Raw genomic sequence first — 15,339 nt, 5'->3', positions numbered from 1 at the left:
CACGCCCCGGATCGCCGGTCGGTTGCCACCCGGGCCGACCAGTAGCGCGCGTCACACTTCATCCCTTACTCTTGGACACATGACCAAGAGCACCTGGGTGAACTGGGCGGGCGAGCAGCGCTGCACACCCGCCGTCGTCGCCGCGCCCCGCGGCGTCGAAGAACTGGCCGAGATCGTCACCGCGTCGGCCGACGCGGGACGCACCGTGCGGGTCGCGGGGTCGGGTCATTCGTTCACCGACGCGGTGCTCACCGATGGCACCCTGCTCGACCTGGGCAAACTGAACCGGGTGCTCGACGTCGACACCGCGACCGGCCGGGTCCGCGTGGAGGCGGGGCTCACGCTCAACGCGGCCAGCCCGCTGCTGCACGAGCACGGACTGGCGTTCCCCAACCTGGGCGATATCGACACCCAGACCATCGCGGGAGCCACCGCGACCGCCACCCACGGCACCGGCGCGAAACTGCAGAACATCTCCGCGGCGCTGCACTCGGTGGAGGTCATGCTGGCCGACGGCAGCCGGGTGGAGCTCAACGAGCAGACCGATCCGGACGGCTGGAAGGCCGCGCGGGTCAGCATCGGCGCGCTCGGCGTCGTCACCGCCACGACGCTGCAGCTCGAGCCCTCCTTCGTGCTCGACAACGTCGAACGGCCGGTCCCGCTCGACGAGGTGCTCGCCGATCTGGACAGCTACGTCGACGGCAACGACCACTTCGAGTTCTTCGCCTTCCCGCACAGCCCGGTGGCGATGACCAAGGCCCTCAACCGCACCGACGCCGTCGAGCAGCCGCGCGGCCGGATCACCGAGTGGCTCAACGACATCCTGCTCGCCAACCACCTCTACGACGGGATGTGCAAGGTGGGCAGGCGGATTCCGGCCGCCATCCCCACCATCCACCGACTGGCCGCGTTCGCGGGCAGCAACAACCGGCAGATCGATCGCTCCTACCGCGTCTTCGCCACCCCGCGCCTGGTGCGGTTCAACGAGATGGAATACGCCGTGCCCCGGCAGCATTCGGTGGCGGCGGTCCGCGAGATCGTCGAGCTCGCCAAGCGCTTCGACACCCCCATGCCGATCGAGGTGCGCTGGGTGGCCCCCGACGACGCGTTCCTGTCCCCCGCGGGCGGGCGCGACACCTGCTACATCGCGGTGCACCAGTACGAGGGCATGGTGTGGGACCCGTATTTCCGTGCCTGCGAAGCGGTTTTCGACACCTACGGCGGCAGGCCGCACTGGGGCAAACGGCACTACCAGACCGCTGAGACCCTGCGTCCGCGCTACCCCGACTGGGACCGGTTCACCGCGGTGCGCCGTCGCCTCGACCCGACCGGGGTGTTCGCCAACGACTACGTGCGCCGGGTGCTGGGTCCGCTGGACTGATTCCCCCGGTACCGGTTGTTCCGGCCTGTCGGCGCGGGTATATCTGAAGTGCCACAAGCACTTCGCTCCTGCGCCGAAAGGGCGACCATGGCCCACACACCCCGCGTGTTGTTCGTCTGCGTCCAGAACGCGGGTCGGTCACAGATGGCGGCGGGATTGCTGCGCGCGATGGCCGGGGACCGCATCGAGGTGCGTACCGCGGGCAGCGAACCGGCCGACGCGCCGCACCCGGTCGCCGTGGCGGCCATGGCCGAGATCGGCATCGACATCGCGGGCGAACGACCCAAGGCGCTCACCGACGACGCCGTCGGCGTCTCGGATGTGGTGGTGACGATGGGGTGCGGCGAGGTGTGCCCGTACTTCCCCGGGATCAGCTACCGCGACTGGGTCCTCGCCGACCCGGCCGGGCAACCCATCGAAGTGGTGCGCGGCATCCGCGACCACCTGCGCATCCTGATCGGCAACCTCATCGCCGAACTGGTGCCCGCGCCCACCCGCTGAGTGTCCGATTCGTTCAAGACGACCACCGATCCCTCGCCTACGCTGCGGATATGACTCCACAGCTGGATGTGATCTCGCTCGTCGTCTCCGACATGGCCGCCTCGGTGACCTTCTATCGCAAGCTCGGCCTCGCGTTCCCCGAAGGCGCGGAGACCGAGGCCCACACCGAGGCCCCGCTCGGCGGCGGCCTGCGCCTGGCCTTGGACACCGAGGCGGTGATCGCCTCCTTCTCCCCGGGCTGGCAGCCGCCCACCGGGTCCGGCCGCAGCGGAATCGCGTTCCGCTGCGCCGACCCTGCCGAGGTGGACAAACTGTGGGCTGAGCTCGTCGCCGACGGCTATCACGGCGAACTGGAACCCTGGGACGCCTTCTGGGGTCAGCGCTATGCCTCGCTCGCCGACCCCGACGGCCAGGGCATCGACCTCTACGCCCCGTTGCCCAGCGAGTAGGCCGACCAGCCGCTCGGATCGCGCTGCCGTCGCTGGTACCGGCCCAGGATCTCGCGGACCTCGTCGCTGACCGGCGGTTCCCCGGTCAGCCTGGTCCACAGGTGGGTGTCGTGCTCGGTCAGGCGCACCGGTCCGGTCGCGGCGACGTCGACGACGAAGGTGAACTGCCTGGTCCGCGCGCCAGTACTGGACAGGTAGTCGAATTCGCCCAGGTAGTCGGTGACCCCGGTGACCTCGAGTCCGGTCTCCTCGGCGACCTCGCGGGCCACCGCGTCGTCGAGGGCCTCGCCGGGTTCCACGACCCCGCTCGGTAGTTCCCAGCGGCCGCCCAGCGCGTCGGATCGTCGGCGGCGGAGGATGAGCACCCGGTGGTGGCGGACGACGACGGCACCGACGACAAGTCGACGGACTTCGTCTCGTTCGGCCTCGATACGGAGCGTGGAGTACACGGATTCGTCGATCATTCGGGTCACATCCTCTCGTCGTGTTTCGGACTTGCCTGGCACAAGCGACGGGGCGTGCTCTGTGAGCATAACTTTCCCCCGGGTCGTTGCCGAATGAGACTTTCCGGGCACGGTGCGACCGATTACGGCGGTGCCAGCGCCCGAACCGAGCATCCGGCCAGGTCACGGAACTCTCGCGACAGATGGGCCTGATCGGCGAACCCGGTCACCGCGGCGGTTTCGGCGGCCGGGATTCCGGCGCGTACGGCGGCGAGCGCCCGCTGGAATCGGAGAATTCGGGCCAACATCTTGGGCCCGTACCCGAACGCCACCAGGCTCCGTCGGTGCAGCATCCGTGCCGAGAGCCCGGTCAGGACGGCCGTCTCCGCCACCGTCGCGCCCGTGGCGAGGGTGTCGGCGACGGCGGTGAGCACCGGATCGGCCCGCGCCTTTCCGTCCGCCAAGCGCGCGGCGACGGTCTCCAGCGCCGCCGCGCGGTCGGGCGCGTTGTCGATCGTGTCGACAAGTGTCCGGACCGTCCGCGCGGGAAGCAGATCAGCCAGGTCGACGCGTTGATTCAGCAGTTCCACCGCGGGCACCCCCAGCAGCGCGGGCGCGCCTCCCGGCGCGAACCGGATCCCGACGAACTCCCCGGCGCGCGCCGCGGGTGCGAGAAAGGCCCGGCTGTCGGGCCCGGCCACCGTCAACGCGCCCTCGGTCCAGATCAGATCCATACACCCGTCGGGAAACACCGTCACCTGCCCGGCCGACGCGCCGACACCGCGCGTCCACACTACGGCCCGGTCGATCCGTGCCGCGCGCTCCCGGTACTCGGTCATCACCCGACGGTAGCCCTGCCCACCGACACGTCCCGGTCCGGCATAGGGTCCCCGTATGACCGTCCTGCGTTCGGCGTTGTTGTTCGTGCTGGCGGCTGTCGCCGAGATCGGTGGAGCCTGGTTGATCTGGCAGGGGGTGCGGGAGCAGCGCGGGACGGTGTGGATCGGGGCCGGGGTGGTGGCGTTGGGGGTGTACGGGTTCGTGGCGACCCTGCAGCCGGACGCCCATTTCGGGCGGATTCTGGCCGCTTACGGTGGGGTTTTCGTGGCGGGGTCGCTGCTGTGGGCGATGGCGTTGGACGGGTTCCGACCGGATCGGTGGGATGTCGTCGGGGCGCTGGTGTGCCTGGCCGGGGTGGGCATCATCATGTACGCGCCACGGGCGGCCGGGTAGCGGTCGGTAGCATCTGGCGGCGACAGCATTCCGTTCGGCGGAGGGGTGGGCTCCATGCAATCAGCGGCATCGGTGCGCGGTGGGGCGCCGCGGATCGCGAGTTTTCCCGGGTCCGACATCGACACCGAGCCCGACGTGTGGTCGGGCGCGGCGATCGACGACAACCGGATCACCGCGCTCGCGGTGGGCGCCTACTACGGGCGCAGTTGGGGCGCGCACTGCGACGGCGTCGCCTTTCTGCCCGAGGAGCCAGACAGCACCGTCACCCGGCGCGAGACCGCCATCGAGGGCCTGCACGAATCGTGGGGTGTGGACAACGCCGAGGATGCCCGCGACACCGTCCGCAGGCTGCTGGCGGGCATGCACGCGCCACTGTTCGAACTCGTGCACCCGCTGGCCGTGGCCGCGGCGGGCGACAACGGGCGCGTGGATCGCACCGGTCTGGCCGACGAGCACCGCGAATTCCTGCACACGCTCTCGGGTTTCCGTGGCTACCGGGGTCCGGCGGGTATCGACCGCGACTACGACGCCTGGCTGCAGGCCATCAAACTCGGCATCACCGACAGCCTGCCGAGCCCGTTGCAGACCGACGCCACCGCCTGGGACCTGGCCCGGCTGGTGTTCATCGCCCGGGCGGCGTGTACCGCCGGTTACCTCACCGAGGACGAAGCCTGGGAACACATGCTGACCGGCCTGGACCGGGCCAGGCAGCACTACCGCAACTGGCGTCAGTTCGGCGACGGCTTCCTCACCGGAGCCATCTTCTGGGCCGCCACCCAGGACCTCTCGGCCGCGAAAAGGCAAGTGGCCGAACGCAGCCGGATGATCGCCGGACTGCACCTGCGACCGTCGAGCCCGTGGCGGCGGGTGGCGCTGCACCGGGGCGCGCCGGTGTTCAGCCCGGCATCGCCAGCATGATCCCGACCGCCCGACGGCGGAACGGATCGTCCTCGACCATGCCGAGTTTGCGACGCTCCACCAGCAGCTGCCATTCGTCGAACAGGTCCGCCGAGGACGGCAGCGACTGGGCGATCGAGCCGTCGGCGTGCTCGATCTCGCAGGCCAGGCGCAGCGCCTCGGCGACCCGGACGAAATCGACCGGATCCCAATCCAGGAAGTCCAGCTCGGCTCCGGCGCCCGAAACCCGCAGGGTGGCAACCTTTCCCGGCGGCGTCAGGATCTTCGAGCCGGTGACGACCGCGACCGGGAACTCGTAGACCGCCCAGGTCGACAGGAACAGCAGCCGCAGGGTGCTGACGGCTACCAGACCCGGCACCCCCTCGTGTCCGGCCTGCGCGATCTCGAGCACGTACTCGTCGGCCCGCGCGCAGCCGTGCAGCAGCGCGATCTCCGGCAGCGAATTGCCCACATAACGCATGCGGCCCGCGGCCGCCGTCACATCGGGGCGCTGCGGGCCGTCGGGACCGGGAACCAGTTGCGGGGGCACCAGATTCGGCCGGGGCGGGAACATCCGCCGCAGACCGATCAGGTCCCGTTCGACCGCGCGGACCAGCACCTGCGCCTGCGCGCGCACCCCGGTCTCGAGGAACACCGGCACCGGCTGCCGTTCGGTGGGCACCCCGTTGACCACATGGTCGGCCGAGCGGAAGAACAGCAACAGCGCGAGCAGCCCGTCCTCGGTGGTCGCCAACGCGACCCTGGCCAGCTCCGCGACCGAGACATCGAGGCCCACCTCGTTGTCGGCCCGCAGCGGCGTAGTCACCAGCCGCCCGTCCCCGTACCGGACGGCCACCCGCGTACCCCACACCTCGATCACAACATTTCCCTCCGGCCCTACCCCGCCTGGCTGGATCCTACCGAGGGGGTGTGCACAGTGGGCCAAGGCGGCACAGATTCACCATCGTCGCTGCTCGGACCGGTTTTCCCGGACGTTCCCGCACAATCTTCCCGGACCGGCCACCTACGGCTTGGTGGGCGAAATCCCTTGCGGTGAAATAGAACTCGCCGAGCTGCGCCACGCCGGATGTGTAACGGAACCTCGCATGCCGACGGTGTGCAGGCGTGAAGCTCTCCAGAGGTGAGAACGCTGCGGTCGCTTCCCCCGCAGTGACAGTGGTGTTGACGTGGAAATCGCAGCACGAGGTCGACCCCCAGGCACTACTGCTGGCCGAGACCGGGAAGATACGCACCGACGAGGATTTCGTCTTCTACAACGCGGCTCGCCATCCCTCCGGCGCGGTGGCGCTCACCGAGTCGCGGGCGGGTCGGGCGGTGCTCGCGGTGTCGCTCACCACCGTCGAACCGGCGGTCTCCCGCATCGTCATCTCGAGTTCGGTCGAGGAGAAATCGTTCAGCGACGTCACCGACCTGACATTGACCGTGAAGGACGGCAGCGAGACGCTGATCTCGTTCGATGTCGACCAGCCCGACGCGGTGACGGCCATGATGCTCGGGGAGTTCTATCGACGCAACGGGCTGTGGAAGTTCCGGTCGGTCGGGCAGGGGTGGGCCAGTGGGCTGCGGGGGCTCGCCGAGGAGTTCGGGGTGTCGGTCGACGATTCGCCGGAGGGTTCCGCACTGGCCGATCATGTCCCGCCGCCCCCGGCCCCGGCTCCGCCGCCTCCCCCGATCGCTGCTCCGGCCCCGCCCCTGGGTCCTGCTGCGACTGCGACTGCGGCTGCGGCTGCGGCTGCGGCTCGGATGGCACCTGGCTGGTACCCGGAGTCGGGACAGACCGGGCGACTCCGGTGGTGGAACGGCTCGGCGTGGACCGAGGACTTCCAGCAGATCTTTCCGGCGGACCCCGCGATCTGCGAGCGCTGCGGCCGGGACAAGCGTGTGCCCCGGTTCGGTAGCCCGCCGCCCTGTCGGTGGTGTGAAGGCGACGTCAACCGGTTCCTCGCGATGTGGCGGACCCACGCGTGGCAGGTGCTTACGACCTCCGGTCCGCAGGGCAGCGGGTGGGACGACCTCTGGACGGGTCTGCGCTTCCAGCGGATCGACGACGAGAGCGGCCGGGAGACATTGCGGCCGCTCGCCGTCGCCTATCTGGAGCGGCTGGTGACTTTCGCGTTCGCCGACGACGAGATCGAGGAATCCGAGCTCAGCGGCTTCGAACGGGCCATCCAGGATCTCGAGGCGGCCGTCGATCTGTCCGTCGCCCGCCGACACATCGACCAGCTCCGCCAGCGCATGCTGCGCGGCCGCTCGCTCACCCAGGTCCGGGCCGGTGATCTCCCCCGCATCCGACGCGAGGACCTGCACCTGGACTCCGACGAGACGCTCTACATCGACGTCAACGCGACCCACACCAAGTACCTGGCCAGCGGGCCGAAGCACACGAACGGCAGGTTGGTTGGCAGCAGCAAGAAGCTGCGGTTCGTCGGCGCGGCGGCGGGCAGCGAACTGCCCTGGGCCAGGATCGTGTCGGTGACGAGCGAATACGGCAACGTCATCATCTCGGCGACCACCGCGCGCGGCGGCGGCACCTACAGCGTCCCCGACCCCGAGTACGTCGCGGCGGTACTCGAAGGCGCACTGCGCGTCTCGAAACGACTCGTGCTCGCACCGGGCCAGCGCGACACCCGGTCGATCCCGCCGAACGTGAAATCCGAAGTGTGGCAGCGCGACGGCGGGAAGTGCTGCCAGTGCGCCGACACCCACTACCTGGAGTTCGACCACGTCATCCCGCTCAGCCGCGGCGGCGCGACCAGCGTGAACAACCTCCAGATCCTGTGCCGCAGGTGCAACCTGGAGAAGGGCGCCCGTCTCTGACCCACGAAAAAGCCCCTCACCTGCGTGTCAGGTGAGGGGCCTCGAGTGGAGCTGCCGGGAATCGAACCCGGGTCCTCCGCCGCGTCTTCAGGGCTTCTCCGTGTGCAGTTCGCTAGGTCTCTACTTGGATCTCCGGGTCTCGCGAACAAGCTCGGATGACGATCCCAGTCACTGTTTGATTTTCCACCCGACCCCGCGACCGGGCCGGACGGTGAGTCTCTCTAGCTGATGCCAGGGTCCGGGTCGAGAGACGAACCCGGTCTGACAGAGACGACCTGCTACTTAGGCAGCGAGGGCGTACTCGCGCTGATTGGAATCGGCGCTTAATTGGTTGCAACGACGCTTACGGTGGTCTCTTGCCTGCACCGACACGCTTCCCCTGAATCAACGTACGCAGTCGAAACCGTTCAGCCCCGTACGTGCCCGCACCGTGCGGGCTAGTCATGTTAACACTCCCGCCGCGACGTTTCTTCCCCTTATTTGTGCCAGTGGGCGGTGTCGGCTCGGTCACCGGGTAGCGAACATCGCCAATCCGGCTGGGTCAATCCGGGTGGCCGGGCCGGTGGAGGCGGGTACTGTTCTCGTTCGGCCGCACTGGGACAGCGAGATCCTCTGGGCGACTGGAACTAGGAGTTACCTGATGGCATTCACCAAACCGCGGGCACTGCGCCGTGCCGTGGTGATCCCGGTCGTGGCCGCGCTCGTGTCGGCCGTGGCGGCCTGCTCGACGGGTGCGCAGAACTATGGACCGGGTGTGACGAGTGAGCCGTGTCCCGGCTCCGAGCACAAGGACCGGGGGTGCATCTATCTCGGCGTGCTCTCCGATCTCGGCGGCGGGCCGTTCGCGCCGCTGGGTATCTCGATGAACGAGGGCCAGCTGGCGTTCTGGAACCAGGTGAACAAGTCGGGTGGGATCGGCGGCTACGACGTCGACATCACCACCTACGCCCGCAACACCTCCTTCGACCCGCGCACCCATCGCACGGCGTATCAGGAGATCGAGCCGCATGTGCTCGCGTTGGCGCAGAGCCTGGGGACCGGGCAGTCGATCGCGCTGCTCAACCAGATGGACGCCGACGACATGGTGAGCGTGGCCGCCACCCAGTGGTCGGGCTGGAACTATCGCAGCGCGGACCGCAATCTGGTGCTCAGCGCGGGCTATTCGTACTGCACCGAGGCCGTGATGGGCCTGGATTGGTTCGCCGAGAACCATTACAACCCGCGCGATATCGCCATCGTGGCCTATCGCGGGAACTGGGGTGGCGACTACGCCGCGGGCGCGATGAAGTGGGCGGTCGCCAACGGCGCCACCATCGTCGACATGATCGAGACCGGGCCCAACGGTGAGGTGGGCAATCAGGACGGGCCGGTGGAGGAGGTGCTGGCGGCCTCACCGGATCTGGTCATGCTGGCCACCGGACCGGGTGAGACCGCGGAGATCGTGGGCAAGCTGGTGCAGTCCGGATTCACCGGTCGTTTCCTGGGCTCGCTGCCCACCTGGAACGCGGCGCTGCTGCAGACGCCCGCCGCGCCCGCGCTCACCGCGCTGTTCAACTACACGACCCCGGTCGACGGGTGGGCGGGCGACAGCCTCGGCGCCCAGCACGCGCGCGCGGCGGTCGATCGCGAACCGGCCAATTTCGGCTACTCGCTGGGCTGGGCGATCTCCTATCCGCTCAAGGCCCTGCTCATCGCGGCCGCCGAGGCCGGTGAGCTGACCCGGCCCGGGCTGCGGCGCACGGTCACCGACCTGAAACCCGACGGCGAGGGCATGGTGGTGGTGCACCCGACGGGGGCCAGCGCGCCGGATCTGTCGGCGGAGTGGTCGGTGGTGTTCGAACCGGACAAGTCCGCGCCGATGGGCGCGCGGGCGATCAGCACCGGATATCAGGGCACCACGCTGGGCAAGCTGGGGATCCACGAGCCCTGCACGCGGCTCTAGTTCGCGGCGATCATCCCGACCGCCGCGAGCGCGAGGCCCATCCCCACCTTCTGCCAGCCGCCGATCCGCTCGCCGAGCAGCACCATGGCCAGCAGCACGGTGGCGGCCGGGTAGAGCGAGCCGATCACGCTGACCACCGACAGCATCGAGCCGTGGAAGGCGTAGAGCAGGGCGGCGTTGGCGATCACGTCGAGCACGCCGACGGCCAGCGCCAGGCGCAGCGGTTCGCCGTGCAGGCCGCCGAACTCCCCGGCGGCCAGCGCGGAGGTCCACACCACGACCGTGGCGGCCACGCGCTGGGCGAGCAGCGGCCACAGGCCCGCCTCCGGGCTGGTCTCGTGCAGGAAGAAGAAGGCGAAGCCGAACGCGGCGCCGGAACCGACCGTCAGCAGGGCGACGCGACGGGAGAAGCGCAGTTCGCGACCGCCGATGATCTCCTCGGTGGTCTCGTCGGGCGCCTCCCGGCTGACCAGCACGACCGCCACCAGCGCGAGCGCGATCCCGGCCACCGCTAGCGGGCCGGGGCGCTCGCCCAGGAAGAACCCGGCGATCACCGGGATCCCGGCGACGAGCACCGCCGTCACCGGCGACACCACCGACATGGGCCCGTCCGCCAGGGCGGCGTAGAACCACCACACCGCCAGCCCACTGGCCACCCCGGCGGCCAGACCCCAGAAGACCGAGGCCGCGTCCGCGTGCCCGCCGACCAGCGGCGCGATCACCAGGACCAGCAGCACCGAGAACGGATACGACACCACGACCACGCGCAACGCGGTGACCCGTCGGGCGGCGATGCCGCCGAAGAAGTCGCTGACTCCGTAGCCCGCCGCCGCGATTAGGGCGAGCGCGACGGAGATCAACGCATGCCTTTGACCCGTCGACCGATCTCGCGGGTGACCTCACGCTCGGCCTGTCGGCGAGCCAGATCCTGGCGCTTGTCGTAATCCTGCTTGCCCTTGGCGAGTGCGAGCTCCACCTTGACCTTGCCGTCGGAGAAGTACATCGACAGCGGCACCAGCGTCTGGTTGCCCTCCCTGGACTTGCCGACCAGGTGCTCGATCTCGCGCTTGTGCAGCAGCAGCTTGCGGGTGCGCCGCGGCGAGTGGTTGGTCCAGGTGCCGTGGCTGAACTCCGGGATGTGCAGGCCGCGCAGCCAGACCTCCCCGTTGTCGACGGTCGCGAAGGCGTCGACGAGGGAGGCTTTGCCTTCGCGCAGGCTCTTCACCTCGGTGCCGACCAGCGCGATCCCCGCCTCATAGGTGTCGAGGATCGTGTAGTTGTGCCGCGCGCGGCGGTTGGTCGCGATGACCTTCCGGCCTTTCTCCTTCATAACGGTCAACTCTAAGTGACGGCGCCAGCGCTTTATTCCATGGCGTGATCAGCCGCCGGGGCGCAGCGCCAGGTAGAGGATCAGCGCGGCGGTGAACAGCAGGATCAGGCCGACGGTGGTCCAGCGCGGTCGGCCCCGATGGATCACCGGGTGGCGATTGCCGAGCAGGACGGGCGCGACGACCGGGTCGGTCACGCGGCGCGGCGCGGGTGGCGGTGGGGCTTCGGCCGCCCCGCCCGCGCCACCGGAGGTGTCCTCGTCGGCTCCGTCACCGTCTGCCATTCCTCGACAGTAACGCGCGATGCGCCGGTCGACGGGCTATTCCTCGTGGAGTGTGGACAACACCCCCTCGCCGTAGCGGGCCAGTTTGTTCTCGCCCACACCCGCGACGGTGCCCAGCGCGGCCAGATCGGCGGGCTTGCGGGCCGCGATCTCACGCAGGGTGGCGTCGTGGAACACCACGTAGGCGGGCACACCCTGTTCCTTGGCGGTGGCCGCGCGCCAGGCGCGCAGGCGCTCGAACAGCGGAACGTCGGCGGCGGGCAGGTCGACGACGGCCTTGGCCGTCTTGGCGGCCCTGGCTGGCTTGGCCGCGCGTTCGGGTTCGCGCCGCATCGGCACCTGTTTGCCCTCGAAGAGCACCTCGTTGCTCGCGTCGGTGAGGGCCAGCACGCCGTACTCGCCCTGCACGGCCAGCAGCCCACCGGCCAGCAGCTGCCGGACCACACCGCGCCACTCGGTGTCGCGCAGGTCGGTGCCGATGCCGAAGACCGACAGCTCGTTGTGCCGGTGCTGGGTGATCTTCGGGTTGGTCTTGCCGAGCAGGATGTCGATGAGGTGGCCCGCGCCGAAGGCCTGGCCGCGTTCGCGTTTGAGCCGCAGCACCGTCGACAGCAGCTTCTGCGCGGGGACGGTGCCGTCCCAGGTCTGCGGCGGGTTCAGACACACATCGCAGTTGCCGCACGCGGCGCCGGGCTGGCCGAAGTAGTTCAGCAGCCGCACGCGGCGACAGCCCACCGTCTCGCACAGCGCGAGCATGGCGTCGAGGTGCAGTTGCAGCTGACGCCGGTGCGCGGCGTCGCCCTCGCTGGAGTCGATCATCTTGCGCTGCTGGACGACATCGGCCAGGCCGTAGACCATCCAGGCCGTCGACGGCAGACCGTCGCGGCCCGCGCGGCCGGTCTCCTGGTAGTAGCCCTCGACGGATTTGGGCAGGTCGAGATGGGCGACGAAGCGCACGTCGGGTTTGTCGATGCCCATGCCGAAGGCGATCGTGGCGACCACGACCAGGCCGTCCTCACGCAGGAACCTGGCCTGGTTCTCGGCGCGGGTGCGGTTGTCCAGGCCCGCGTGATACGGCACCGCGCGCACACCGTTCTCGGTGAGCATGGCCGCGGTCTTCTCGACCGAATTGCGCGACAGGCAGTAGACGATGCCCGCGTCACCCGCATGCTCGGTGCGGATGAAGTCGAGCAGCTGACGGTCGGCGCGGTTCTTGCTCTCGATCCGGTACTGGATATTGGGCCGGTCGAAGCTGGCGACGAACTGTTTCGCCGCACCGAGATCGAGGCGCTCGACGATCTCGGCGGCGGTCTTCTCGGTGGCGGTCGCGGTGAGGGCGATGCGCGGGACATCGGGCCAACGCTCGTGCAGCAGCGACAGCGCCAGGTAGTCGGGCCGGAAATCGTGACCCCACTGCGAGACGCAGTGGGCCTCGTCGATGGCGAACAGCGCCACCGTGCCGCGATCGAGCAGCCGCAGCGTTGAGTCCAGACGCAGTCGTTCCGGCGCGAGATAGAGCAGGTCGAGGTCACCGGCGACGAACTGGGCCTCCACCGTGCGGCGCTGATCCGGCGACTGGGTGGAGTTGAGGAATCCGGCGCGGACGCCGAGGGCGCTGAGCGCGTCGACCTGGTCCTGCATGAGCGCGATCAGCGGCGAGACGACCACGCCGACACCCGGGCGCACCAGCGAGGGCACCTGGTAGCACAGCGATTTACCGCCACCGGTCGGCATGAGGACCAGCGCGTCGCCCCCGCCGACGACCTGCTCGACGATGGCGGCCTGGTCGCCGCGGAAGCTGTCGTAGCCGAAGACCCGGCGCAGCACTTCCTCGGCCGTCTCGGGGCGGCCGGGAGCTGCCGCCCTGGCGGGACCGGCCGGGGCGAGATCGTCGAAGTGGAAGCCGCCGGTGTCGTCGAAGTCGTGCTCGGAGACGTAACCACCGGCGGACGCGTAGGCGTCGTCGGGCGGGTAGTCCTCGGGCGGGAAGTCGTCGATGTCGGGGGCTGTGGCGCCGGAATTGCTCACCGGGCCATCCTACGAGCGAGCGGCGGGCCCGCAGCCCGGCCGAGGGCCCGGATCAGGGCCCTGACCGGAAGTTGTCCACCTGTGGACAACTCCGATTCAGCCGCGCAAACGGTCCAGGACCTCGGCCTGGAGCAGCCCGTTGCTCGCCACGGCGTCGCCGCCGTGCGGACCGGGCCGCCCGTCCAGGGAGGTGAACGTGCCGCCCGCCTCGCGGACCAGGATGTCGAGGGCGGCCAGGTCCCACAGCGAGACCTCCGGCTCGGCGGCGATGTCCACCGCGCCCTCGGCGACCAGGCAGTAGTTGAAGAAATCGCCGTAGCCGCGCACCCGCCAGACCTCGTCGGTGAGATCGACGAACTTCTCCCGCAGACCACGCTCGTGCCAGCCGGACAGGCTGGAGAACGCCAGGCTGGCATCACCGAGAGCGCCCACCGCCGAGACCGACAGCGGCTGCGGCGCGCCCGGGTGCACCTGCACCCAGGCTCCCGACCCGGCCGCCGCCCACCAGCGCCTGCCCAGCGCGGGCGCGCTCACCACACCGACCACCGGGACGCCGTCCTCGAGCAGGGCGATCAGGCTCGCCCACACCGGGACGCCGCGCACGAAGTTCTTGGTGCCGTCGATCGGGTCGACCACCCACTGCCTGCCGGTGAACTCGGCGTCGCCACCGAACTCCTCGCCGAGCACGGCGTCACCGGGACGTTCGGTGCCGAGCACCCGCCGAACGACCTGCTCCACCGCCAGATCGGCATCGGAGACGGGCGTGAGATCCGGTTTCGCGTCGACCTTCAGGTCCACGGCGCCGAAGCGCGCCTTCGAGATCGCGTCGGCTTCGTCGGCCAAGCGCAGGGCGAGGTCCAGGTCAGCGGTGTAGGCAGCCACGCGGGCAGTGTATTCGGCGGGCCCGTGTGGCCCGACGCGGTCCCGCGCGTCGCGGGTCAGGCCGCGACCGACGACGACCGAGCCGCCACCAGAGCGCTCGCCCACCAGTGCAGCTGGTCGAGCATCGCGCGCGCGGCGGCCTCGGACTCGTCCGGCTCGCGCAGCTGTCCGGCCTCGTCGAAGAGCAGGTAGTAGCGCGGAAACGAGACATAGTCACGGACGGTGTGCGCGTTGAGTTCGTTGAACACCTGCCGCAGGTGCTCGATGGCGAGCAGGCCGCCCGAGGCGCCGCTGTAGCCGACGAAGCCGATGGTCTTGGCGTCCCACTGGGTGTAGTGCCAGTCGATGACGGCCTTGAGCGCGGCCGGGTAGCTGCGGTTGTAGTCGGGGGTGACGATCACGAACGCGTCGGCGGCCGCCAGGCGCGCGGTGAGGTCGGCCATGCCCGCCGGACGGACCGGGTCGGGCTCGAGCGCGGGCGAGACCGCGGGCAGCGCGGCGGGCACCTCGGCGTCGGCCGGATCGATGACGTCGACGTCGAAACGATCGTCGACCTGCTGGGCGAACCAGTTCGCGACCACCGGACCGAACCGCCCCTCCCGGACGCTGCCGATGACGATCGCGAGCTTCAGTGGCTGTGTGGACACGCTGTCCTCCTGGGTCGTGACCGGCCCCGATCGGCCGGTGCCACCCACTGTTCCGCCGGGCGAACCTGGCAGGGAGACCACGCTGAGAGTGGTAGTGACACGGCCACTCTCAACACCGTTCCCGTCGGTACCGTCGACGAGGTGAGCGACAACGAACTCGGGCTGTTCCTGCGGACCCGCCGCGAAGCGGTCTCCCCCGCCGAGCTCGGCCTGCCCACCGGCCCCCGCCGACGCACCCCCGGCCTGCGCCGCGCCGAGGTCGCCATGCTGGCCGGGGTGAGCGTGGAGTATCTGATCCGGCTGGAGCAGGGGCGTGATCGGCATCCTTCGCCGCCGGTGCTCTCGGCGCTGGCCGACACGTTGCGGTTGAGTCCGCGGGAGCGGGTGCATCTGCATCAGCTCACCAAGGGCACCTCGGGGTTCAGTTGTGGGGCCGCCGAGCGCGGTGTTTCACCGTGTCGGAGGCGACCGGTAACCTTGGGAATC

16 protein-coding genes, 1 other RNA gene and 1 pseudogene are annotated in these 15,339 nt (G+C 69.7%); 8 read left to right on the top strand and 10 right to left on the bottom strand.

All coding sequences use genetic code 11. The features are described from left to right. Positions 1 to 79 precede the first annotated feature (79 nt). From QC180_RS16025 to QC180_RS16015, 3 genes are all read left to right on the top strand, one after another. Positions 80 to 1,381, top strand: coding sequence for a D-arabinono-1,4-lactone oxidase (locus QC180_RS16025; protein WP_278263527.1), 1,302 nt, complete (start codon positions 80 to 82; stop codon positions 1,379 to 1,381). 87 nt (positions 1,382 to 1,468) lie between these two features. Then, positions 1,469 to 1,882: an arsenate reductase ArsC gene (locus QC180_RS16020; protein ID WP_278263526.1), complete on the top strand. Its 414-nt coding sequence runs from the start codon at positions 1,469 to 1,471 to the stop codon at positions 1,880 to 1,882. A 50-nt stretch (positions 1,883 to 1,932) separates the two neighbouring features. Beyond that, positions 1,933 to 2,331 (top strand): VOC family protein, encoded by a 399-nt coding sequence (locus tag QC180_RS16015; protein WP_278263525.1) that lies wholly within the window; start codon positions 1,933 to 1,935, stop codon positions 2,329 to 2,331. Here QC180_RS16015 and QC180_RS16010 read toward each other — a convergent pair. Together QC180_RS16010 and QC180_RS16005 are read right to left on the bottom strand one after the other, a co-directional pair. After that, positions 2,307 to 2,795 carry an NUDIX hydrolase gene (locus QC180_RS16010; protein WP_278263524.1) on the bottom strand — a complete coding sequence of 163 codons (489 nt, stop codon included), beginning with the start codon at positions 2,793 to 2,795 and terminating at the stop codon, positions 2,307 to 2,309. The genes QC180_RS16015 and QC180_RS16010 overlap by 25 nt on opposite strands. 122 nt (positions 2,796 to 2,917) lie before the next feature. Beyond that, positions 2,918 to 3,613 (bottom strand): helix-turn-helix domain-containing protein, encoded by a 696-nt coding sequence (locus tag QC180_RS16005; RefSeq protein WP_278263523.1) that lies wholly within the window; start codon positions 3,611 to 3,613, stop codon positions 2,918 to 2,920. 55 nt (positions 3,614 to 3,668) lie between these two features. Between QC180_RS16005 and QC180_RS16000 the strand changes: the two genes are divergently transcribed. Further along, the gene (locus QC180_RS16000) at positions 3,669 to 4,007 is read left to right on the top strand and encodes a YnfA family protein (protein ID WP_278263522.1); all 339 of its coding nucleotides are present in this window, start codon (positions 3,669 to 3,671) and stop codon (positions 4,005 to 4,007) included. 54 nt (positions 4,008 to 4,061) lie between these two features. Then, complete coding sequence (locus QC180_RS15995) at positions 4,062 to 4,925, top strand: DUF1266 domain-containing protein (RefSeq protein WP_278263521.1); 864 nt, start codon at positions 4,062 to 4,064, stop codon at positions 4,923 to 4,925. On the opposite strand, the gene QC180_RS15990 is transcribed toward QC180_RS15995, so the two are convergent. Next, a complete protein-coding gene (locus QC180_RS15990; RefSeq protein ID WP_278263520.1) occupies positions 4,903 to 5,784 on the bottom strand; it encodes a hypothetical protein in 882 nt (293 codons plus the stop codon). The two genes, QC180_RS15995 and QC180_RS15990, sit on opposite strands and share 23 nt — an antisense overlap. A gap of 245 nt (positions 5,785 to 6,029) precedes the next feature. Here QC180_RS15990 and QC180_RS15985 point away from each other — a divergent pair, with 245 nt between their 5' ends. Continuing rightward, positions 6,030 to 7,742 (top strand): TerD family protein, encoded by a 1,713-nt coding sequence (locus QC180_RS15985; RefSeq protein WP_278263519.1) that lies wholly within the window; start codon positions 6,030 to 6,032, stop codon positions 7,740 to 7,742. A gap of 43 nt (positions 7,743 to 7,785) precedes the next feature. Here QC180_RS15985 and ssrA read toward each other — a convergent pair. Further along, positions 7,786 to 8,157, bottom strand: a transfer-messenger RNA (tmRNA) gene (gene ssrA, locus QC180_RS15980). A gap of 225 nt (positions 8,158 to 8,382) precedes the next feature. On the opposite strand from ssrA, the gene QC180_RS15975 reads away from it, so the two are divergent. Further along, on the top strand, positions 8,383 to 9,684 hold the full coding sequence (locus tag QC180_RS15975) for an ABC transporter substrate-binding protein (protein WP_278263518.1): 1,302 nt from the start codon (positions 8,383 to 8,385) through the stop codon (positions 9,682 to 9,684). On the opposite strand, the gene QC180_RS15970 is transcribed toward QC180_RS15975, so the two are convergent. The 6 genes from QC180_RS15970 to QC180_RS15945 form a co-directional block, all read right to left on the bottom strand. Next, positions 9,681 to 10,544, bottom strand: coding sequence for a DMT family transporter (locus tag QC180_RS15970; protein WP_278263517.1), 864 nt, complete (start codon positions 10,542 to 10,544; stop codon positions 9,681 to 9,683). The two genes, QC180_RS15975 and QC180_RS15970, sit on opposite strands and share 4 nt — an antisense overlap. After that, on the bottom strand, positions 10,541 to 11,014 hold the full coding sequence (gene smpB, locus QC180_RS15965) for an SsrA-binding protein SmpB (RefSeq protein ID WP_110036321.1): 474 nt from the start codon (positions 11,012 to 11,014) through the stop codon (positions 10,541 to 10,543). Before smpB ends, QC180_RS15970 begins: the two co-directional genes overlap by 4 nt. 48 nt (positions 11,015 to 11,062) lie before the next feature. Further along, positions 11,063 to 11,296, bottom strand: coding sequence for a WLR motif membrane protein (locus QC180_RS15960; protein ID WP_278263516.1), 234 nt, complete (start codon positions 11,294 to 11,296; stop codon positions 11,063 to 11,065). Between the two features lie 36 nt (positions 11,297 to 11,332). After that, the gene (recQ, locus tag QC180_RS15955; protein WP_474646456.1) at positions 11,333 to 13,324 is read right to left on the bottom strand and encodes a DNA helicase RecQ; all 1,992 of its coding nucleotides are present in this window, start codon (positions 13,322 to 13,324) and stop codon (positions 11,333 to 11,335) included. Between the two features lie 96 nt (positions 13,325 to 13,420). Continuing rightward, positions 13,421 to 14,206 (bottom strand): histidinol-phosphatase, encoded by a 786-nt coding sequence (gene hisN, locus QC180_RS15950; protein WP_278263515.1) that lies wholly within the window; start codon positions 14,204 to 14,206, stop codon positions 13,421 to 13,423. A gap of 56 nt (positions 14,207 to 14,262) precedes the next feature. Next, positions 14,263 to 14,853, bottom strand: coding sequence for an NADPH-dependent FMN reductase (locus QC180_RS15945; RefSeq protein WP_278263514.1), 591 nt, complete (start codon positions 14,851 to 14,853; stop codon positions 14,263 to 14,265). A 141-nt stretch (positions 14,854 to 14,994) separates the two neighbouring features. Between QC180_RS15945 and QC180_RS15940 the strand changes: the two are divergent. Then, positions 14,995 to 15,234, top strand: a pseudogene (locus tag QC180_RS15940) (helix-turn-helix domain-containing protein); the annotation flags it as partial. Positions 15,235 to 15,339: the final 105 nt, after the last annotated feature.

The sequence above is a fragment of the Nocardia anocheti genome (genome assembly GCF_029675105.1).
Classification (GTDB): domain Bacteria; phylum Actinomycetota; class Actinomycetes; order Mycobacteriales; family Mycobacteriaceae; genus Nocardia.
Note: the sequence above shows the minus strand (reverse complement) of the source record. Positions and strands in the feature narration are given on the sequence as shown.